16 protein-coding genes are annotated in these 19,929 nt (G+C 70.9%); 5 read left to right on the forward strand and 11 right to left on the reverse strand.

Annotated features, from left to right (window positions below; genetic code table 11):
* Nucleotides 1-3: 3 nt before the first annotated feature.
* From ACQP2X_RS20660 to ACQP2X_RS20680, 5 genes are all read right to left on the reverse strand, one after another.
* Nucleotides 4-393, reverse strand: coding sequence for a DNA-binding protein (locus ACQP2X_RS20660; protein ID WP_498699332.1), 390 nt, complete (start codon nt 391-393; stop codon nt 4-6).
* 626 nt (nt 394-1,019) lie between these two features.
* On the reverse strand, nt 1,020-1,874 hold the full coding sequence (locus ACQP2X_RS20665) for a carbohydrate ABC transporter permease (RefSeq protein ID WP_498699334.1): 855 nt from the start codon (nt 1,872-1,874) through the stop codon (nt 1,020-1,022).
* Nucleotides 1,871-2,740: a carbohydrate ABC transporter permease gene (locus tag ACQP2X_RS20670; RefSeq protein ID WP_498699335.1), complete on the reverse strand. Its 870-nt coding sequence runs from the start codon at nt 2,738-2,740 to the stop codon at nt 1,871-1,873. Before ACQP2X_RS20670 ends, ACQP2X_RS20665 begins: the two co-directional genes overlap by 4 nt.
* A complete protein-coding gene (locus ACQP2X_RS20675) occupies nt 2,737-4,074 on the reverse strand; it encodes an extracellular solute-binding protein (RefSeq protein ID WP_498699337.1) in 1,338 nt (445 codons plus the stop codon). The genes ACQP2X_RS20670 and ACQP2X_RS20675 overlap by 4 nt, the downstream gene beginning before the upstream one ends.
* Nucleotides 4,075-4,164: 90 nt before the next feature.
* Nucleotides 4,165-4,443 carry a hypothetical protein gene (locus ACQP2X_RS20680; RefSeq protein ID WP_498699338.1) on the reverse strand — a complete coding sequence of 93 codons (279 nt, stop codon included), beginning with the start codon at nt 4,441-4,443 and terminating at the stop codon, nt 4,165-4,167.
* Nucleotides 4,444-4,584: 141 nt separating this feature from the next.
* On the opposite strand from ACQP2X_RS20680, the gene ACQP2X_RS20685 reads away from it, so the two are divergent.
* Complete coding sequence (locus ACQP2X_RS20685) at nt 4,585-5,289, forward strand: thymidine kinase (protein ID WP_498699340.1); 705 nt, start codon at nt 4,585-4,587, stop codon at nt 5,287-5,289.
* On the opposite strand, the gene ACQP2X_RS20690 is transcribed toward ACQP2X_RS20685, so the two are convergent.
* Complete coding sequence (locus ACQP2X_RS20690) at nt 5,185-5,616, reverse strand: hypothetical protein (RefSeq protein WP_498699342.1); 432 nt, start codon at nt 5,614-5,616, stop codon at nt 5,185-5,187. The two genes, ACQP2X_RS20685 and ACQP2X_RS20690, sit on opposite strands and share 105 nt — an antisense overlap.
* Nucleotides 5,617-5,769: 153 nt before the next feature.
* On the opposite strand from ACQP2X_RS20690, the gene ACQP2X_RS20695 reads away from it, so the two are divergent.
* Nucleotides 5,770-7,176, forward strand: coding sequence for an Nramp family divalent metal transporter (locus ACQP2X_RS20695; RefSeq protein ID WP_498699344.1), 1,407 nt, complete (start codon nt 5,770-5,772; stop codon nt 7,174-7,176).
* Nucleotides 7,177-7,905: 729 nt separating this feature from the next.
* Here ACQP2X_RS20695 and ACQP2X_RS20700 read toward each other — a convergent pair.
* Both ACQP2X_RS20700 and ACQP2X_RS20705 read right to left on the reverse strand, forming a co-directional pair.
* On the reverse strand, nt 7,906-8,307 hold the full coding sequence (locus ACQP2X_RS20700; protein WP_498699346.1) for a helix-turn-helix transcriptional regulator: 402 nt from the start codon (nt 8,305-8,307) through the stop codon (nt 7,906-7,908).
* Nucleotides 8,304-8,864 carry a hypothetical protein gene (locus tag ACQP2X_RS20705; RefSeq protein ID WP_498699347.1) on the reverse strand — a complete coding sequence of 187 codons (561 nt, stop codon included), beginning with the start codon at nt 8,862-8,864 and terminating at the stop codon, nt 8,304-8,306. The genes ACQP2X_RS20700 and ACQP2X_RS20705 overlap by 4 nt, the downstream gene beginning before the upstream one ends.
* A 110-nt stretch (nt 8,865-8,974) precedes the next feature.
* On the opposite strand from ACQP2X_RS20705, the gene ACQP2X_RS20710 reads away from it, so the two are divergent.
* Genes ACQP2X_RS20710 through ACQP2X_RS20720 form a run of 3 tightly spaced genes read left to right on the forward strand, consistent with a single transcriptional unit; the run spans nt 8,975 to nt 12,358 of the window.
* Nucleotides 8,975-10,375: a thiamine pyrophosphate-binding protein gene (locus ACQP2X_RS20710; protein WP_498699348.1), complete on the forward strand. Its 1,401-nt coding sequence runs from the start codon at nt 8,975-8,977 to the stop codon at nt 10,373-10,375.
* Nucleotides 10,372-11,784, forward strand: a complete 1,413-nt coding sequence (locus ACQP2X_RS20715; RefSeq protein ID WP_498699351.1) for a hypothetical protein — start codon at nt 10,372-10,374, stop codon at nt 11,782-11,784. The genes ACQP2X_RS20710 and ACQP2X_RS20715 overlap by 4 nt, the downstream gene beginning before the upstream one ends.
* 49 nt (nt 11,785-11,833) lie before the next feature.
* A complete protein-coding gene (locus ACQP2X_RS20720; RefSeq protein ID WP_498699353.1) occupies nt 11,834-12,358 on the forward strand; it encodes a hypothetical protein in 525 nt (174 codons plus the stop codon).
* A gap of 36 nt (nt 12,359-12,394) precedes the next feature.
* Here ACQP2X_RS20720 and ACQP2X_RS20725 read toward each other — a convergent pair whose 3' ends face one another.
* From ACQP2X_RS20725 to ACQP2X_RS20735, 3 genes are all read right to left on the reverse strand, one after another.
* Complete coding sequence (locus ACQP2X_RS20725; RefSeq protein ID WP_498699355.1) at nt 12,395-17,821, reverse strand: ATP-binding protein; 5,427 nt, start codon at nt 17,819-17,821, stop codon at nt 12,395-12,397.
* 181 nt (nt 17,822-18,002) lie between these two features.
* Nucleotides 18,003-18,953 (reverse strand): Acg family FMN-binding oxidoreductase, encoded by a 951-nt coding sequence (locus tag ACQP2X_RS20730; protein ID WP_498699357.1) that lies wholly within the window; start codon nt 18,951-18,953, stop codon nt 18,003-18,005.
* A 19-nt stretch (nt 18,954-18,972) separates the two neighbouring features.
* Nucleotides 18,973-19,926, reverse strand: a complete 954-nt coding sequence (locus ACQP2X_RS20735; protein WP_498699359.1) for an Acg family FMN-binding oxidoreductase — start codon at nt 19,924-19,926, stop codon at nt 18,973-18,975.
* Nucleotides 19,927-19,929: the final 3 nt, after the last annotated feature.

Genomic DNA, 19,929 nt, shown 5'->3' on the forward strand with positions numbered 1-19,929 from the left:
TCGTCAGTCGTCCGTGGCCCGGCGCTCGGCCAGGCGGTCACGGCGCTGTTTGGCGGCCTGGGCGCTGTTGAGACCCATGCCCTGGGCGATGGCCTGCCAGGTCAGATCGCGCCCCCGTGCGGCGTCGAGCAGCCCGAGCTCCAGCTGGTCGACATCGGCCCGCACGTGCGCGACGAGCGCCAGCGCGGCGAAGAGGTCGTCGTCGTCCAGGTCGGGCTCGCCCAGCTCACCCTCGATCGACCCGAGGGCCAGCCCCGCCACCAGCCGCACGGCCTCATGAGGCTCGACGGCCGAGGGGTGAACGGCACGCCGTCGCTGCTGGGTCGTGGCCGCGTGCCGTTCGGTGATCTGGTTGAGCGCGGTCCACTGCCGCCCCGCGAAGTCTTGTGGCATGCCGTCTATCTCATCGCTTCAACAAGATGTTGTCAACAGTCTGTTTAAGCGAGGGTGCGGGGCGAGGGTCGGATCGGCTCATTTTCCGGCCGGGCGGCCTGGTACTTGCTCGCGCTTCCCCACAGGTAATACGCGGGGAGGTTGCGGTGCAGCCCGGTGCGATAGATTCCGATCCCGGTTGCCGGGAGTTGATCGCGGAGGTGCGGACTCTGGATATCGCAAGCTTTGCCGAATAATTCTTCCGCGGTGAAAGCGTGGCCGTCATCTGCCGAGATCCTCACCCCTGCCTTCGTTCCTCCGTCCGGCCCGAACGGGAACAGGTATACCTGAGCCACACGTAAGGGCGACTCTATGTTGTTGACGCCGCCGGCGCCGACTGCCCAGGTGGCCGTGGGGTCGCGTAGAGCGCAAAATGGTAGGTCGGGCCGATGTACCGCGTACTCCTCAGGGGTCAACGGGTCCGGATCCAAGAGGTTCGCGTCGTACATCACTACGTCTTCGTCCCGAACAAGCGCCCTGAATGGCCTGTCGTCGTGCGGGAATCGGAAAACCGCGCCAGGTTTTATGTCGGTTGAGTCCACGGCTGAGGGTAGCCCGTAGCCGGGGTCTTGCCGGACGGTCACGCGCTACTCCTTGACGCTGCCGGCGGAGAGGCCTGACTGCCAGTAGCGCTGTAGTAGGAGGAACGCGGCTATCAACGGAATGATGGAGAGCGCGGCGCCCGTGATGACCAGGGCCAGCAGCTCGCCGGTGGAGCCGCTGCCGCCTCCGGCGGACTGGGAGGACCAGGCGGCCAGGCCGACCGTGATGGGGTAGAGGTCGGGGTCGTTCAGCATGATCAGCGGCAGGAAGTAGTTGTTCCACGTCGCGACCAAGGTGAACAACAAGACCGTGATGATGCCGGGGGCCAAGGAGCGCAACGCCAGGCGGAAGAAGATGCTCAGCTCGCTCGCGCCGTCTATGCGGCCGGCCTCGATCAGGGTGTCGGGGACGGCGTCCTGGGCGTAGACGCGCATCAGGTAAAGGCCGAATGGGCTGACCAGAGACGGCAGGATGATGGCCCATGGGGTGTTCACCATGCCGACCTTGCTGAACAGCAAGTACGTGGGGATGGCCAGGGCCGTCGTGGGCACCATGATGGAGCCGAGCACCAGGCCGAACAGGGCGTTGTTGCCGCGGAAACGGTATTTCGCGAAACCGTAGCCGCCCATCGCGGCCAGGAAGGCCGCGCCGCCGGCGCTCACCAGCGAGTAGAACAGCGTGTTCAGCATCCAGCGCAGGTAGACGCCGTCGCCGTACGTCAATGTCTCCTTGATGTTCGCGAACAGCGAGAAGTCGCCGGCGAACCAGAGGCCGAACGTGGAGAACAGGCTTTCGGTGTTCTTCGTGGAGGCGACGGCCAGCCAGAACAACGGCAGCAGGAAATAGATGAGCAGGGCCAGCATGCCCAGGGTCAGGAGATTGCTGCGGCGCCCGGTCACGTGCGGCTCCGGCGGCCGCTGACGAACAGGACTGTGTACGACGCGAGGACGATCACCAGGCCCAGCAGGAACGACACCGCGGCGGCGTAGTTCACCTCCTGACCGGTGAAGGCCAGCGTGTAGGCGTACAGGTTGGGGGTGTAACCGCTGTCGATGACGCTCGGCGCCAGCCGTTGCAGCAATTGGGGCTCGGCGAAGAGCTGGAAACTGCCGATGACCGAGAAGATGAGGCAGAGCAGAAGCGCGGGGCGCAGGGCCGGGATCTTGATGCTCCACGCGATCCGCCAGGCGCCGGCGCCGTCGACCGCAGCGGCCTCGTAAAGGTCGTGCGGGACGGCGCGCAGGGCGGCATAGAGGATGATCATGTTGTAGCCGACGAATTCCCACGTGACGATGTTGGCCATCGAGCCGAGCATCCACGTCTCGCTGAGGAACTGCGGCGCGGGCAGGCCCAGCTTGTCGGCGAGCTGGGCGAACGGGCCGAAGTCGGGACCGTAGAGATAGCCCCACATGAGGGTCGCGACCACGGCCGGAACGGCGTACGGGATGAAGATGCCGAGCCGGAACACCTTGGCGAACCGCAGCAGCCCGCTGTCGATGGCCAGGGCCGAGGCGAGCGACAGGGCCAGCATGACCGGCACCTGGATGACGAAGAAGCGGGCGACCCGCAGGACGCCGTCCATGAGACGGTCGTCCTGCAGGGCCCGCGTGTAATTGTCGAAGCCGGCGAAGACCGTGCCGCCGACCAGCTGCTCCCGGAACAGGCTCAGATAGGCCGCGTAGGCCAGCGGAGCGACCAGCATGGCGGCGAACACGATGAGGAACGGCGCCACGAACAGATATCCGCTGCGCGCGTGCGTGGTCATTCGCTGACCTTGAAGCCCTGATTTCTGGCGTAGTCGGTCACGCGTTTCTGCCACTGGTCGAGCGCGGCGTTCGTGTCGGACTTGTCGGCGAACGACTTGCCGACCGTCTCGTCCCAGTCGTTCACGGCCTGGTCGAGGAACGGCGGCCACTGGAACTGCTTGTCGACGGTGTCGCTGATCCGGGCGAACTCCTGGTTGACCATCTGCCCGCCGTAGAACTCGGGCTGCTGGCCGGTGAAGGCCGGATCGGCCAGCACCTCCTTCGTGGCCGGGAACAGGAACTGCTCGGTGGCGAACATCTTCACCGAGGCGGAATCGGTGTTGAGGAACTCGGCGAACTTGGCCGCGGCGATCGGGTTCTTCGTGCCGGTGATGACGGCGCTGGTCGACCCGCCCCAGTTGCCGGAGACCTCCGGGGCGCCGGACTGCCATTGCGGCAGGGGAGCGGCACGCCATTTGCCGCTGGTCGATTTCGCGCTGCCGGTCAGGAACACCGGTCCCCAGGCGGCGGTCAGCCAGGTGGCGTACTTGCCCCGGTTGAGTGCTTGGTACCAGGCGTCGGTGAAATCGGCGTCGGCCGAGACCACGCCTTCGGAAATGAGGCCGCCCCAATAGGTGCCCAGCTTCTTGGACACCTCGTCGTTGAGGCTGACCGTGACCGCGTCGGGGCCGGTGTTGGTGAACGGTTTCGCGCCGGCCTGCCAGAGCAGGCCCATCCAGGCGCCGTTCTGGTTGGACGCCAGATTCGTCAGATAGACGTTCGGGTCGGCGGCGTGCAGTTTGCGGGCCGCGGCGGCGAAATCGTCCCAGGTCTTGGGGACGGCGATGCCGTGCTTGTCGAAGATGTCCTTGCGATAGAGCATGCCCATCGGGCCGGTGTCCTGCGGATATCCCCAGATCTCGCCGTTGGCGCCGGTGACCTGGTTCCACGTCCAGTCGACGAATTTCGCTTTGAGCGCCTCGGCTCCGTACGGCCGAAGGTCGGTCAGGCTTTTCGTCAGCGAGAAGGTCGGGATGTACTGGAACTCGATCTGCGCGACGTCGGGTGCACCGGAGCCGGCCTTCAGGGCGGTGCGCAGTTTCGTGTATTGCGGCTCGCCCTGGCCGGCGTTGACGACCTCCACGTCGATCGCCGGATACTTCGTCTCGAAGAGGGCGACCTCCTTCTGGATGTCCGGGACCCAGGTCCAGAAGACGAGCTTGGTCGGGGTCTGCAGGGCCTTGTCGATGTCGGCCTGCGAGGCGGGCGGCGCGGCACCCCCGCCGTCGCCGGACGAGTCACCGGTGCAGGCGGCGAGGGAGAGCACGAGCAGAGCGGCGATGAAGCGTTTCATGGCGTACTCCTCGGAGAGGGGCCATCGATCGCGACATCGAATAGTCTGTGATCTATGTAACTGAAAGTCAACCGATCGGTTACCCGCGGTCTAGAAGGGGGCGGGGCCGCTTCCGGTGAGGGAGACCAGGATCTGGGTGGCCAGCAGCTTCCGGACGCCCGTCACGGAGACGGAGCCCGTCTGGTCGTACGGCAGCTCCAGCGAAAGACCCTCGCCCGCGTTGCGGATCTCGTCGGTGACCTGGTCCGGGCGGAAGGTTCCGCCCCAGGTGTCGAGACCGCCGCGCTGGTTGGTGCTCAGCGAGGCCATGCCGGACACCTGGGTGCCGTCGACAAGAGTGAGCCGGGCCGGGCCTGAGTAGGTTGCCATAGTCACCAACCGTAGCGGGTCGGCCGGGAAAACCGTACTTCACCGGACCTTCCCGGCGCGCGGGGCGGAGCGATGATCGCCATCAGGCGTACGGCCGTTAGGCTTCCCGGGTTTGCACGGAAACGAGAGGCGGCAGCACGGGTGGCCCAGCTGCACTACCGCTATGCGGCGATGAACAGCGGCAAGAGCACGATGGTGCTGCAATACCGCCACACCTACGCGGCCTGCGGTCGTACGGGCATGCTGCTGACCCGCCTCGACCGGGCCGGCGCGGGGATCGTGTCGTCGCGGATCGGCCTCGAGGCCGACGCGATCGAGTTCGAGGCCGACACCGACCTGGTGCACCGCGTGCTGTCGTACAACGGGGCCCGGGTCGACCACGTGATCGTGGACGAGGCCCAGTTCCTGTCGCCGGAGCAGGTCGACCAGCTGGCGGCCCTGGTCGACGACCACGACATCGACGTGTTCACGTTCGGGCTGTTGTCGGACTTCCGGGGTGAGCAGTTCCCGGGCTCGGCGCGGCTCGTGGTGCTGGCCGACATCGTCGAGGCGCTCCAGGTCTACCCGATGTGCTGGTGCGGGCAGCCGGCCCGGATGAACGCGCGGGTGACCGGTGGCGTGATGGTGCGCGACGGTGACACCGTGGTCGTGGGCAACACCGACGCCGACGCCGAGGTGGGCTATGTGGTGCTGTGCCGGCGGCATCATCGGGCCGGGCAGCCGTACGCCTTGAATCCCGTGTCACAGCCGGGCTATGACGGCCTCGGCGACCCGCTTGGCGTCCGGGAGGTCGTCCCCGCCCCGCGAGTAGACGTCGATCTGCAGGGTCCCGTAGAGCACGTATAAGTGCCCGGAGTTCCAGCACGCGCCGTCCCCGATCCCGTCGACCGTGCTGTGGAACTCGGCCGGGTCTGCGCGGCTCAGGAAGACCGCGAGCTGGCCGCCCTCCTGCTGCCACTGGCAGTACTCGTCGCCCTCGTCGACCTGGGTCACCTCGCGATGGGTCAGCTCCGTCACGTCGTCGCGGCTCAGCAGGGCGCACGGGTCCGGGATGCTGACCGATCCGAAACCGCTGCGGGCGGCCGGTGGCGCCGCGTTCGGGGCCGAGGCGGCGGGGGCGCTGCACCCTCCGGCGAGGGCGACGGCCATGACGGCGCAGATCCGGCGCTTCACAAGGGGCCTCCTGATTGTTGGTTCGACCAGGTTCGCGAGCTTCGGTCCCGTACGTCGAGAGGCGTGACCGAACTTCAGCCGTTCGCTTGACAGTGGTGGCCGTCACACCGGATAACTAACGTACTGGTTCGTACATCCCCTTCGGAGTTCGACATGCCTCGATCGCGCGCCACCTCCGACCCGGCTATACAGACGGTTTCCCTGCCCGAGCCCCTCCCGCTGCGCCGCATGATCGGACCCGGCGTCATCGCCGTGGGCATCGGCATGGCCGCCGGCGAGATCATCCTGTGGCCCTACCTGACCGCGATCGGCGGTCTCGGCCTGCTCTGGCTGGCCTTCTGCACGCTCGCCGTCCAATTCGTCATCAACATGGAGATCGAGCGGTACACCCTCGCCACCGGCCAGACCGTGGTGGCCGGCTTCTCCCGCTGGTGGAAGGGGTGGGGCGTCATCATCTGCCTCGCCGGGGCCTTCCAGTACGTCTGGCCGGGCTGGGCGACCAGCGGCTCCACCGTCTTCACGTACCTCGTCGGCTGGGGCGACCCGGTCTGGATCACCATCGTCACCCTCGTGGCGGTCGGCCTGCTGCTCACCCTGTCCAAGGTCGTCTACACCACTGTCGAGCGTGTCGAGACGGTCAAGGTCGCGCTGACGCTGTTCTTCCTGCTCGTCGTGGTCGTCTTCGTCATCTCGCTGACCACGTGGGGCGACGCGGCCAAGGCCACCGTGACCGAGTTCGGCCAGATTCCCGACGGCATCACCTTCACGCTGATCCTGAGCGCCATCGGTGCGGCCGGTGCTGGAGGCGTACACAATCTGGTTCTCAGCAACTGGATCCGCGACAAGCGGTACGGGATGGGCGCGCACGTGCCCCGGCTGGTCTCACCGATCACCGGCCGTGAGGAGGCGGCCGGCGCCGACCGCTATCTGTTCCCGGCCGACGAGGAGAACCTGAGCCGCTGGCGCGTCTGGTGGAAGCGCGCCAACACCGAACATCTGGTCACGTTCGTCGCGGTCTGCTTCGTGACGATCAGCATCATGAGCCTGCTGGCGTACGAGACCTTGTTCGGCCGCGACGACCTCAAGAACGACACGTCGTTCCTCCGCATCGAGGCCGGCATCCTGGCCGACCAGGTCGGCGGCTGGCTCAAACTGCTGTTCCTGGCGGTGGCCGCGGTGTCGTTGTGGGCGGCCGCGATGGGCCTGCTCGACATCATCGGCCGGGTGGCGTCGGACTTCCTGCGCCGCAACTATCTGACCGGGTCCACCCGCTGGACCGAGCCCCGCCTCTATCTCACGGTGGTCTGGGCCGAGATCGTGCTGGGCTCGACGATCCTGCTGGCCGGCTTCACCCAGCCGCTGGGCCTGCTGATCGTGTCGACGTGCGCCGCGTCAGTGGTCACCCTGCTCTACTCGATCCTGCTGGTCCGCCTCAACGTCCGCGACCTGCCGGCCGCGATCCGCATGCGCGGCTGGCGCCTCGGCGGCATGCTGGTGGCCATCGGCTTCTACGGCTTCTTCGCCATCGCCATGGTCGTCACCCAGTTGCAGAAGCTCTGACCCCTCCGGCTGCCCGGCGGAGGCGACGATCTCCCGAGCCTCCGCCGAGCAGAACGCCGCCAGGAGGAGGGCGGCGAAGATGAGCAGGTTCAGGATCCAGCGCGGGTCGTCGACGTGCAAAGCCTGGGCGAAGGCGGCCTTCTCGGCCGGGGACAAGGGCGTCGTGGACCGTTCGGCGGCGGCGAAGTCCAGGCGGTCGGGGGCGAAGACCAGATAGGTCCAGATCCGGTGTACGAAGTAGAGCGCGGCCGCCGCGACCACCAGCACCCGGCGGGGGCCGGGGCGCCAGGCCAGGATGAGCAGGCCCGGGATGACGACGAGCTCGGTGGGGACGTTCGCCGCTATCGCGATCGGGATGCTGGGCAGGAACATCGTCACCATCGTCTCGCCGGTGATCGACGAGCTGTCCAGGGCCGTGCCGAGCATGAGCAGCCCGATGGCGCCGCCGAAGGCCAGCAGGCCCATGGTGGCGCAGCCGAAGAAGACCAGACCCTCCTCCAACCAAATGCTCAACCGTGGGCGGCGGCCGGCCCGGTGGGCGGCGAAGCTCATGCCGGCCGCCCAGGCGGCGGCGATCAGCAACGCCACCGGCAGGGGCAGGAACTCTTTCAGGGACAGGCTTTCGACGACGACCACGAACAGTGCCGCGAGGGCGAACTTCAGCTTCATGCGGCGGACGCTAGGGGTGGGCGGCCGCGAAAGTCGTCTGCCGAACGGCCTAGACCTGGTTCAATCCAGCAGCCCGGCCTCGCGAGCGTGGGCCACGGCCTGCAGGCGGCTGGTCGCGCCGAGCTTGCGGAAGATGTGGTTGAGGTGCGCCTTCACCGTGCCGGGGGCGAGGAACAGGGCCTTGGCGATCTCGCTGTTGGAGTGGCCGGCGGCCAGGTGGCGCAGCACCTCCAGTTCGCGCGGGCTGAGCAGTTCGGTGGGCTCGGGCGCGGGCTTGGGTGGGACCGCGACCGGGACGCGGCGGACGGCCAGGACCGCGATCGCCGGCATGGCCGCGCCGAAGAGGGGGATCACCCACCACTGGGCGGCGCCCTTTTCGACCATCGCGAACGACAGGCCGACGACGATCATCGTCCAGACGAAGCAGCCGGCCAGGATCGCGGCCATGGCCCCTCGGCTCATCGGGAGGAGGTCACCTTGTAGAGGTCGCCGTAGACGCGCATGGCCTCGACGTCGGTGGCCGGGCGCAGGTTGCCGGTCGCGTATTCGCCGCCCAGAGCGAAGGGGACGATCGGGATCAGGCGTTCGCCGGGGGCGAGGGGGCGGTTCCTCGCCTGCCACTCGTGGGCCAGGGGCTGGCCGGTCATCACCGAGTGGTCGTCGATGATCTCGGCGGCCCACGCCTCCAGGGAGGACGCCATGTGTTCGAGCTCGCCGATCTCGGGGTCGAACGAGACGACCTCGTCGCCGCGGAGGCCGAACTGGCCGCCGAAAACGTCCTCGGCGAAGAAGCTGACGCCATCGAGGATGCTGCCGTAGACGGCGCCCCAGAGCTGGCGGGAGTTCCAGGCGGTCACGTCCAGGACCGGGCCGGACGGCGCTGACACCGGGCGGACCAGCAGGGCCGAGTCGAAGGCGTAGAAGCCGTTCTTGCGGTCGTGGAGCGGGGGCCGCGCCGGAGACGGGGGCGCCAAGCCCGGTGAACCCGCCGTGATCAACCTTTCGAGAGCGTCGCCCACGGGGCGGACGATACATGATCGCCGCTTTCGGCTTCGTCCGGCCGCGGCGTCCTCGGCTATCCTTCAGCCTTCGACCCGGCCGGTGGGCTGCGGAGATCCGAGGGAGATCGATGGCCGGTTCCACCCACGCGCAGGCCTTCGCCGAGGCGATCCTCGCCAGTGGCCGCGGCCACGTCTTCGGGCTGATGGGTGACGACAACGCGGCCCTGCTGCTCGCCCTGCGTGAGCGCGGCGCCGAGGTCGTGGCGGCCCATCACGAGAGCGCCGCGGTGGCCATGGCCGAGGGGTACGCGTGGGCGGCCGGGCGGCCCGGCATCTGCTCGGTGCCGCACGGGCTCGGGCTGAGCGAGGTCGTGTCGTCGCTGCGGGTGGCCTCGCGCAACCGGTCGGCGGTCGTGCTGATCGCGGCCGCCGAGGAGCACGACGTGACCGAGTACCGCCGGATGTGGCCCGGTGAGGACCCGGCGGCGGTGCTGGCCGACGCGCTGAGCATCGCGGCCGACCGGCGGTGTCCCGTGGTGGTGGGCGTCGACGCGGAGCTGCTGACGGCGCCGGTGCGAGTGGGCGCGGTCAAACTGCCGGCGCCCCGGCCGCGCATCGGTCTTACCGTGGGGGACGACGCGGCGGTGGCCCGCCGGCTGGCGGCCGCGCTGGCGCGCTCCCGGCGGCCCGTGCTTCTCGCCGGGCGGGGCGTTCAGGCCACAGGCAGGGCCGATCTCGTACGGGATCTGGCCGAGCGCACAGGAGCAGCCCTCGCCACCACTTTGGCCGCCAAGGGGTTGTTCGACGGCCACGCGCAGGACCTCGGCCTCGCCGGCGACCTGGCCCACCCGGCCGCCGAACGGATCCTGCGAGCGGCCGACCTGGTGCTGTCGTTCGGCCGGGCGGGGGTGGGCTCGGAAGCGCCGCGGACGGTGCTGGTCGACGACGGTGACGGCGACACGGGGGAGATCCTGGGTCTGCTGTGCGGCGCCGTGTCCCGGCGGGCGCCCTGGTTCGTGCCGGTGGGCGGCGCCGCCGAGTGCTGGCGGGAGGACCTGCGCGACCACGCGCCGCCGATAGCGGCCGGGACGGTCGACCCCCGGCGGGCCCTGGCCACGATCGACGCGCTCATCCCGGCCGACGCCGTCGTCGTGGTCGGCGGCGGCCGGTGCGAGGCGTTCGCGTGCGCGCTCATCGCCCGTCCCCGCGACGGCCGCTTCCTCGCCGCCGGGAGCCGGGCCCTGCCTCTCGCGATCGGCGCCGCCCTGGCCTCGCCCGCGCGCAAGGTGGTGGTCTTCGACGGCGACCTGACCCACCCGGGCGACATGACCGGCCTCGACCTGACGCTGTTCCTGTTGAAGGAAGGGGCCGGGAGCGCTGAGGTCGCCGACCTGGCACGGGAGGCGCTGCGGCCGGGCCCGGCGGTGGTGGAGATACGCACCGCGCCCGGCGTCACGCCCCGCCATCGGCGATCGGCCGCCGGGCGTGAAGGCCGCGGGCGGGAAGAACGCGGGCAGGAAGAGCCGTGACGCTGACCGGGGCCGACTACGTCGGCTGGCTGCTCCGGGCCAACCGCCGGTTCGGCGCCGGCGGTGAGCTTCGCAGCGGCCGGGCGTTCGCCGAGGCGTACCGCACCGACGGCCGTCCCCGGCTGGCGCCCTCGCACGTCACGCGGTGGGAGAGCGGCGCCCTGCCCGCCGGCCGGGACGTCGTCCGGCGCTACGAGCGGCTGCTCGGGCTCGAGCCGGAGTCGCTGGTCACCGTGCGCGACGCCCTCTACCGGACGCTGCCCGACGCCCTGCGGCCGCCGCCGGGCCGGCGCCCGGCCGGCGACCGGGCGCTGCACGAACTCCTCGACCTGGCCCGCTCGCGGCACCCGCTCACCGGCACGCAGTGGGGTGAGCTCACCGACCTCGCCGGCGAACGCCCGGGCCTGCTGCTGCACCCGCCCGGCCTGTGGCGGGAGATCGGCGAGAAGCTGCTGAACGACCTGACCGTCAACGAGGGCACCGCGTGGCTGCAACGGCAGGAGGCGGCCAGCCGCCTGCTGGAACACCCGTCGGCCGGGATCCACCTCATCGAGGCCTGCGTCGACCTGGTCGAGGATCCCCGTCGCCCGGCCGTGATCGAGCCACTGTCCCTTCTGGACGTGACGGCGGATCCGGTCGCCAACGCGTACGTCCTCCAGCAGCTCGAATCCCCCGACAGCGACCGGCATCATCAGGGCGCGCTGCTCGCGGCCGTACGGAAGATCGAGAACGGGCACTTCCAGGGCGAGCAGGCGGAACGGCTGGCCCGCGTGCTGGGGCACACCGGCGCGACCGGGGAGGCCGGCCGGCTGCTGGGGGCCGCCCATCGGGCGTACACCCAGCAAGCGCAAGAAGTCGTCACCGCCGAAGGGCGACGGGTCGCCGCCGAGGCGACCGCCCGGCTCGGGGAGCCCGGCGAGCCCGACCCGGTCCTGGCCGCCCTGGTCAGCACCGCCCTGGACGGATCGGCGGTCGACCGGCGGGTGTTCGCGGCCATGACCATCGCGCAGACGCCGTTGCGGGAGCCGGTCGCCGAGGTGCTGCTCGAGGGCTGCCGCCGCGACCTGGCCCGGCGCTCCGGCGGCGACCCGACCCGGGCCCTGCAGACGCTGACGATGCTGGGCACCGGCGTACACCGGCCCCTGCTCCTCGATCTTCTGACCGGGCCCGCCCATGACCTCGCCGTGCGCCGGGCCGCGGCCTGGGCCTTGCCGCACTGCGGCGGCAGCTTCAGCGAGCGGCAATGGCGTCTCGTCCTGGCCCGCCAACGGGACGAGCATGTGCTGCACGGCGTCACGTACGGCATCGGGACCGACGGGCACCGCCGGCTGCTCGACGAGATCGCGGACGACCCGGTCATGCCCGCGATCGCCCGCGCGACGGCCCGCTGGCTGAAGCCGCACAGGTGATGTCGCTAAAGTCATCCCGCCCACCCCCACGAACCAGGAGGAACGACGGATGTCCAGCGGTGACCCCTCGCACCCGAACACCCGCGGCAAGGTGCTCGTCTACGTGACCGCCGGGGTGCTGGTCGCGGCCGGCCTGGCGCTGCTGATCGGCGGCATCGTCGTCAAGCGCGAGGACGCGTCGCAGGCCGATCGCCTGCAGAGCAAGGGCACGGAGGTCAACGCCGTCCTGCTCGACTACAAAGAGGCCACCCTGGTCGGGCAGGCCCAGGCGCTGCTGCGCTACTGGATCGGCGACAAGCAGCACGAGTCGCGGATCGCCTGCTCCGACGCGAAGGACTGCGACCCGGCCACCCACCCGGCCCTGCAGATCAAGTACGACCCGGCCCACCCGGAGCAGTTCGTCACCGACGACGGCATCACCAACCGGTCGACCAACTTCTTCAACTCGCTGCGCGTCATCATCGCGGGCGCGGTGCTGATTCTGGTCGGTCTTCTCGCGGCTTATTTTCCTTGGCGTACGCGGCGTCGCGTGGCCCAGGCGCAAGCGGACCGCGTCTGGCCGCCGCGCGCGTGACGGTTCGGCCGCCGGTCTCCCGGCGGCCGAAACCCCTCAGCGCTTGAGGCCGTGCTCGATGGCCTCGATGATGCGCGGCCGCAGGTCGGCCGTGCTGATGATGGCGTCCACCGAGCCGACCTCGACCGCCCGCTGGATGCTGTGCACGCGGTCGAACTCGGCCGCCACCTCGCCCACCTTCTCGGCCCGGACCGACGACTGGAGCTCGGCCAGCCGCGAGTTCAGCGCGGCCCGCTCGGCCCCGCTGGCGCCGGAGACCCGGGCCTGGAGGTCGACCACGCGCGGGTCGGTCGCCGTGCGGTTGTTGACCTCGCCCGAGAAGACGACGGCGGCGGCCGGGGCGCCACCGAGCACCGAGGCGAACGAGCCCTCCAGCGCGAGGACCGTCATGTTCGGGTTCAGGGCCTTGGAGAAGACCACGAACGCGCCGCCGTGATAGCGGGAGATGACGCAGAAGACGATCGGGCCCTCGAAGTTCACGATGGCCCGGCCGATCTCGGCGCCGTACTCCAGTTGCAGTTTTCGCATCGACTCGGGGGAGCCGTCGAAGCCGGACAGGTTGGCCAGCACGACGAGGGGCCGGTTGCCCGACGCGGCGTTGATGGCGCGGGCGGTCTTCTTCGACGAGCGCGGGAACAACGTGCCCGCGGTGTACGTGTCCGGGCCGTCGGTGGGCGGGAAGCCTCGGCGCGGCACCGAGCGCGACTCGATGCCGACCAGGCAGACCGGCCACCCACCGATGTGGACGTCCTGCACCACCGACGTGTCGGCGTCGGCCATGCCGGCCCAGCGCTCCAGGACCATGTGGTCCTGGTCGGCCAGCGCGCGCATCACCGTGCGGATGTCGAAGGGCTTCTTGCGGTCGGGGTTGTGCTCGGCCGAGAAGATCTGGCCGACCGTGGTGAAGTCGCTGCCGGCGAACGTGTGCGGGAACGAGGAGACGTCACGGCCGGACGGGTCCGACGTGGTCGCGCGCCGCGGTCCGGTCTCGCCGGGCAGGACGTACGTGTGGTCGTAGTGGGCCATGAGCACGTCGCGGGCGCCCGCCAGGTCGGGCGCCCAATATTGCGCCTGGCCGTTGGGGCCCATCACCCGGTCGTAGCCGCCGATGCCGAAGTTGTCCTCGGCCGACACGCCGCCGGAGAAGTCGAGCGACTGCTTGCCGGTGAGCACCATGGCCGAGTCGGGGGTCATGACCAGCACACCCTTGGTGTGCATGAGCATGGTGGCCTCGGCGTTCCAGTACGGCTGGGCGCCGACCGTGATGCCCGCGATCACGATGTTGATCTCGCCACCGGCCTGGGTGAAGGTGACGATCCGCTTGAGGGCGGCCGCGACCCAGTCCATGTTCTCGGTGCCCGAGCTCATCGAGATCTTGGCGCCGGCCGACAGGGCGTACCACTCCAGCGGCACCCGCATCCGCTCGGCCAGGTCGAGCGCGGCGATGACCCGGGCCGACTCGGGCTCGGCGAGCGATCCGAGGGACTTGGTCGGGTCGCCGAGCAGCAGCACCCGGGTGACGCCCTCGGGGTAGCGCTCGGTCTTCGTCGTCACCACACCGGCGACGATGGCCGCGGTGTTGCGGCCCTTGGGCCTATCGACGGGCTTGAGCTCGCCGTCGTCGAGGTCGTACTCGGTGAAGTCGCCGAGCATGCCGGTGAGCTCGTACGGGTACGTGTTGCCGCGGCGGGCCGCCCGCAGCACCTTCTGGCGGTAGTCGTCGAGGGGCTGCACCACGTCGGTGGTCGGCTCGCCGACGTGCAGCTTGGCTCCGCCCGCCTCCAGGGTGATCCGCACCGAGACCTCGGTGAGCTCGCCGCTCGACGTGCGCTGCCGGGCCAGGAACTCGACCTCCTCCAGGCCGGCGCCCACGGTGGTCGGCAGGATGCGCTGGACCAGGGCGTTCAGCTCGTCGGGGGACAGCTCGGTGGTCGGCCAGATGTAGAAGAAGATGCGGTTGGTGTCGAACCGCTTGTTCTGCGGGCGCTGGGCCTGGATGTTACGGATCGCGTCGAGGCCGGCGGTGATCGCGTCCTCGACCGCGGGCAGCGCCACCAGGCGGCCGTCGGCCTCGCGCAGCGGGGTCAGGTCGCGGACCTGGCCCATGGCGATGAGCCGCTCGTCGGCCGGGTTGCTGCGGGCGACCGCCTTGAACAGGTAGATCTCCTCGTCGGCCGAGGGCAGCCGGGTGAGGTGGAACTCGCGCAGCCGCTGGAGTTGCAGGCGCTGGGCGATCTGCGGGTGCAGACCGCGGATCAGCCTGTCCTCCACCAGCGCGCCGCTCTCGTCCGGCCGGAAGGTGAAGTGGTGGTGCATGACGCCGCTGCTGCCGGCCACGGTGATCGTGACGCGGCGGACGTTCAGTGTCTTTTGAGAGAGCGTCTCCGAGAGTCGCGCCGCGATGGCGTCCGCGTCGGGCTGGTCCTCCCACTTCACGTAGATGTCGGCGACCTGGGCGTCCTTGATCGCTTCGAGGACTCCCGGCAGTGCGGCGATGTCGGCGGCGGCGGCGACCACCCGGGTCAGTCCGCGCGGGCCGGTGTGCCCGGTCGTGACGAACCGGACGCCGTCGGCCTCGCGGGTGGTGAACTCGGACAGGCTGCGGTTGCCGTAGTAGCGGCGCGTCAGCACCTCCAGCAGCGGGGCGTGGTCGCGGCCGGGCCGGCCGATGCGCTGGCCGATGAGCCGCACGAGGGGCTCGGAACTGGCCACCATCGACTGGATCCGCTCGGCCCGGTCGGCCGCCTCGGGGTTGGCGTCGAGGTGGCGCAGGTCGTCGCGGACCTCGGCGTAGACCCGGGCCCGGTTGCGGCGCAGCAGCGGCTGGGCGAACCAGCGGAACACGACGCCGCGGGCCAGGTCGGAGACGGCCGGGAAGCGGACCTGGGTCGCCGAGACGAGGTGTTCCAGCACCAGGCCGGCCTGCTCGGCCAGGGGCTCGGCCGGAGGCGAGCCGGCCAGCCACTGGCGCAGGAGCTCGGAGACGACGGCGGCCTCGGCCGACACGCGCTGCTGGGCCAGGAAGATGCGGAAAACGGCGGATTCCAGTTCGGCCGTACGGTCGAGACCGCTCACGCCGTAATGAGCCAGCACGGCTTCCAGCCGCGCCTTGAAGCCGTCGGTGAGACCGGCCCGCTCGGCGTCGAGGCTCTGCAGGTAGCTGTGGAAGTACTCGCGGGGGCTGTGCACCGGGTTGCCGGGCTCGACGTCGGCATCGCCCTTGTTGCGGCTGAGCTCCAGCAGGTCGGCGAAAACGGTGAGCAGGTCGAGCTCGCCCGGCAGGGGGCGCCCGCCGAGCTCGGCCCGGGCCGCGAGATATCCGCCGAGCACGCGCTTGCGGCTCTGCGGGTCGACGTCGAAGCCGAGCAGCATGCTGCGGAGGTCGGCCAGGTGCTCCAGCGCGCGGTCGGCTGCGGGCTCATCCGCGTTTTTGACGGGCAGGTCGATCTTGACCTCGTCGCTCGCCGTGGCCTCGGCCTCGGCGCCGTCGCCGAGCGGCTCCAGGCGCATGAGCGGCGCTCCGGTCTCGACCTGGCTGCCGACGCTCACCGGGCACTCGCGCACCCGGGCGTGGAACGGCGCCCGGAGCACCGTCTCCATCTTCATGCTCTCCAGTACGAGAATCGGAGCACCCGCCTCGACCTCGTCACCGACGGCGAGCGGGGTGGCCACGACCAGGGCCGGGGCGGGGGAGCGGACCACGCCGCCCTCGTCGCGGCTGACCCGGTGGGTGACCCCGTCGACCTCGACCAGGTGGATGGGGCCGTGGGTGGCGGTGACCAGCCGGAAGCGGCGGCCGTTGACCAGGGCCTGGCCGCTGTGCTCGTCGAAGCGCTCGAGCACCACGTCGGCCGTGTGCACGTCGCCGCCGGCCGAGACGCCGACCCGGAAGCGCCGCTGGCCGACCCGGGCCACCGAGACCTTGTACGAGGTGCCGCGCAGCTTGAGGTCGAGCGGGCGGCTGGTGTCGTGCTGCACCTGCGGGCGGCCGCCGTGCGCGGTGGCGAGCAGCCGCTGCCGGCTGACCTCCTCCTCGTCCTCGTAAGCCTCGATGGCGGCCGCGGCCAGCGCGATGGCCGAGTGGCGGTGGCTGACCAGGCGGCCCTGGGCCCGGACGCGGTCGATCCAGCCGGTGTCGGCCGACGCGTCGATCACCTCGGGCTGGTCGAGCAGGTCGAGCACGAAGCTCTTGTTGGTGGCGCCGCCCTCGATGATGACGGTGGTCTCGGCCATGGCCCGGCGGAGGCGTCCCAGCGCCTGCTCACGGTCGGTGCCGTACGCGATGATCTTGGCAATCATCGAGTCGAAGTCGGCCGGGATGGTGTCGCCCTCGCTGACACCGGTGTCGACCCGGATGCCCGGGCCGGCCGGAAGGGCGAGCCGGGCGATGCGGCCGGGCGCCGGGGCGAAGTCGCGGTCGGGGTCCTCGGCGTTGAGCCGGGCCTCGACGGCGTGGCCGGCCTCGGCCGGCTGCGGTCCCTCCAGCTTGCCGCCGCCGGCCACGTGCAGCTGGAGGCGGACCAGGTCGGTGCCGGTGGTGATCTCGGTGATCGGGTGTTCGACCTGGAGGCGGGTGTTGACCTCGAGGAAGGCGAACAGCTTCTCGCCCGGGTGGTAGAGGAACTCGACAGTGCAGGCGCCGCGGTAGCCGACCTTGACGGCAAGCCGCTCGGCGCTCCTCTTGAGCTCGGCGGTCTGCTCCGGCCCGAGCACGGGCGAGGCCGACTCCTCGATGATCTTCTGGTTGCGCCGCTGCACCGAGCAGTCGCGCACACCGAGGGCCCAGGCGGTGCCCTGCCCGTCGGCGATGACCTGCACCTCGACGTGGCGGGCGCCGGTGACCAGGCGCTCCAGGAAGACGACGCCGGAGCCGAAGGCACGCAGGGCCTCCTGGCTGGTCCGCTCGTAGGCGTCGGCCAGGTCGGCCCCGGAGGCGACCATGCGGATGCCCCGGCCGCCACCACCGGCGGTGGCCTTGAGCATCAGCGGATAGCCGATCTCGTCGCCGGCCCGCAGCGCGTCCTCGAGCGTGGCGACCTCGCCGCGGCTCCACGGAGCGACCGGGACGCCGACCTCCTCGGCGATCAGCTTCGCGCCGATCTTGTCACCGAGCTTGCGCATGGCCTCGGCGCTCGGCCCGACGAAGGTGACGCCGATCTTGTCGCACAGCTCGGCGAAGGCCGGGTCCTCGGCCACGAAGCCCCAGCCCACCCAGGCCGCGTCGGCCTTGGTGGCGAGCAGGGCGCGCTCGAGGACGGCCAGGTCGAGGTAGGGCCGGGCCGAAGCGGGGCCCAGGTTGTACGTGACGTCGGCCTCGCGCACGAACGTCGAGTTCCGATCGGCGTCGGTGTAGAGCGCGACCGTCTCGATGCGCGCGCCGGTCTCGGCGGACAGATCCCGGACGGCGTGGATGAGCCGCATCGCGGCCTCTCCGCGGTTGACGATTGCGACACGACTGAACACCGGTTGAGCCTCCCAGCACCACTTACGCGCAGAAGGCGACGTCCGGGTCCCGGAGCGCCGCCTGCACCTGCCTCTACCCTGTCCGATTACCGCTGGGTAACCAATGCTCGCATCGTGCATGGCAGACGAGATGCTTTGTGAGGATCCCACAAAAGATGCCGTGGATCGCCACCGGTCCGGCCTAGATCACCTCCGTCACGTCGCGGCGGGGCGCCGGATGACCGGGGGAGCCGTAGCCGAAGCGGACGACGATCTGCGGCCATCCGTAGCGGCCCAGCGACCGGCGCAACTGCTCGCGGGCGGCCGGCACCTCGATCGGCTGGCTGATCATCGACGTGTCCAGCCCGGCCGCGGTCGCGGTGAGCAGCACCCGCTGGAGCCCCTCACCGGCGAGGACCTGGTCGGCCGGCCGGTCGCCGGCCACGCCGAGGATGCCGACCAGCGGCTCCGGCTCGTAGTCGCGCCCGGCGACCCGCCGCCGGTCGTTGAAGAACCGCTGCGGCAGCAGGTCCTGCGGCTCGGCCAGCGGAGCGCCGGCGGTGACCGGGATGCCGTCGGCGGCCGCCTCGACATGGGTCCACGAGGCCTGCTCGGCCTGATAGGCGGCGTCGCGCCGGAGCACCCGGTCGGCCGAGCGGGCGATCTCGGCGAAGGCCCCGATCGCGGTCATGCCGACCAGCAGGTCGAGCCAGGCCGACTCCTCACGCGCGGCGGCGATGAGCCGGGCCCGCACGTCGGCCGGCACCGGGTCGGGCCAGAACGGCCCCCGGTTGCTGTAGCGGCGCTCGATCGCGGCGTGCAGCTCGGCCTCGGCGTACGTCGGCGGCCGGCCCGGCCCGGGGTCGAGCCGGGCGATCAGCCCGGCGTCGTGCGGGTCGGGCAGCAGCCGCACCTCGGCCGGATGGCCGGCCCAGGCCAGCGCGAGGCGGGCGTTGAACGTGGCCGCGCCGCAGGCCAGGCGGGCGGCCCAGCCGTCACGGTCGAGGTGGTGCAGGCGCCGGGAGGGGTCGGTGCGCACCTCGATGGCGCCGCCGTCGAGCCGGAACAGCCAGGGCTGGCTGTTGCCGATCGAGGGCGCCCGGATCCCGGCCTTCGCGGCCAGGCGCAGGTCGGTTTCGTCGTAGGCGGACACCGTGAGCCCCCTGTTCTTCCTATTCGATGATCGTGATGACGTCGCGGACATCCCGGCGCGGGCGGGGCGGCAGCGGCTCCGCCCCGGCCGGGTAGCCGAGCCGCACGACCAGGTACGGCTCGCCGACCCCGGCCAGCAGCCCGGCGACGAGCTGCCGGGGCCACTCGACCTCGATGGCGTCGCTGATCGGGGCCGTGGCCAGCCCGTCGGCGGTGGCGAGCAGAAGCAGGGCGGAAAGGGCCTCGCCGCCGCGCAGCAGATCGACCGGCCGCGTGTCCTCGCCGAACAGCACCACGTAGGCGGCACCCTGGTCGTGCTCGGCCCCGGCGGCCAGCCCGGCCCCGCCGCCGGGGGCGAAGTCGCGCACCGGCACCCGGCGCAGCGCGGGCTCGACGGCGGTCGACCGGGGCACGCCGTCACCGGCGAAGTCGGGCCGGCTGGTCCACCGGTCGAGCTCGGCCCGGTATTCCGGGTCGTCGAGCTCGGCGTCCCCGGCCAGCTCGGCCGAGATGGCGAGCTGGGCGATCTGGTCGGCCCGCACGAGGTGCAGGTAGGCCCCTTCGGCCTCGACGAGCTGCCGAAGCCGGGTCAGCTCGGCCGCGCTCACCTCCCGCTCGCCGAACGCCCGCCGGTCGGTGCGCCGCCGCGGGATGGCGGCCTCCATGCGCTGCGCCTCGGCGTCGGCCGGAACGGCCGCGCCGATCCGCACCCGGGCCAGGACCCCCGGCTCGGGGAACCGCTCCACGGTCGCCGACCAGCCGTGCGCCGCCAGCGACACCCGGGCGTGGTGCAGCGCCGCCCCGCAGCTCAGCAGCAGGAGCCGCCCGTCCCGGTCCACCGTGCCGAGCTTGCGGTCCTCGTCGGCCCGCAGCTCCAGCGTGTCGCCGGCCAGGCGCCACGACCACGGCTGGGTGTTGAACACGGACGGGGCGTGCTGTGCGGCCTGAGCGGCCTTCTCGAGCGGCGTTGTCATGGC

This window comes from Actinoplanes sp. CA-131856, from assembly GCF_050956135.1.
Classification (GTDB): Bacteria; Actinomycetota; Actinomycetes; order Mycobacteriales; family Micromonosporaceae; genus Actinoplanes.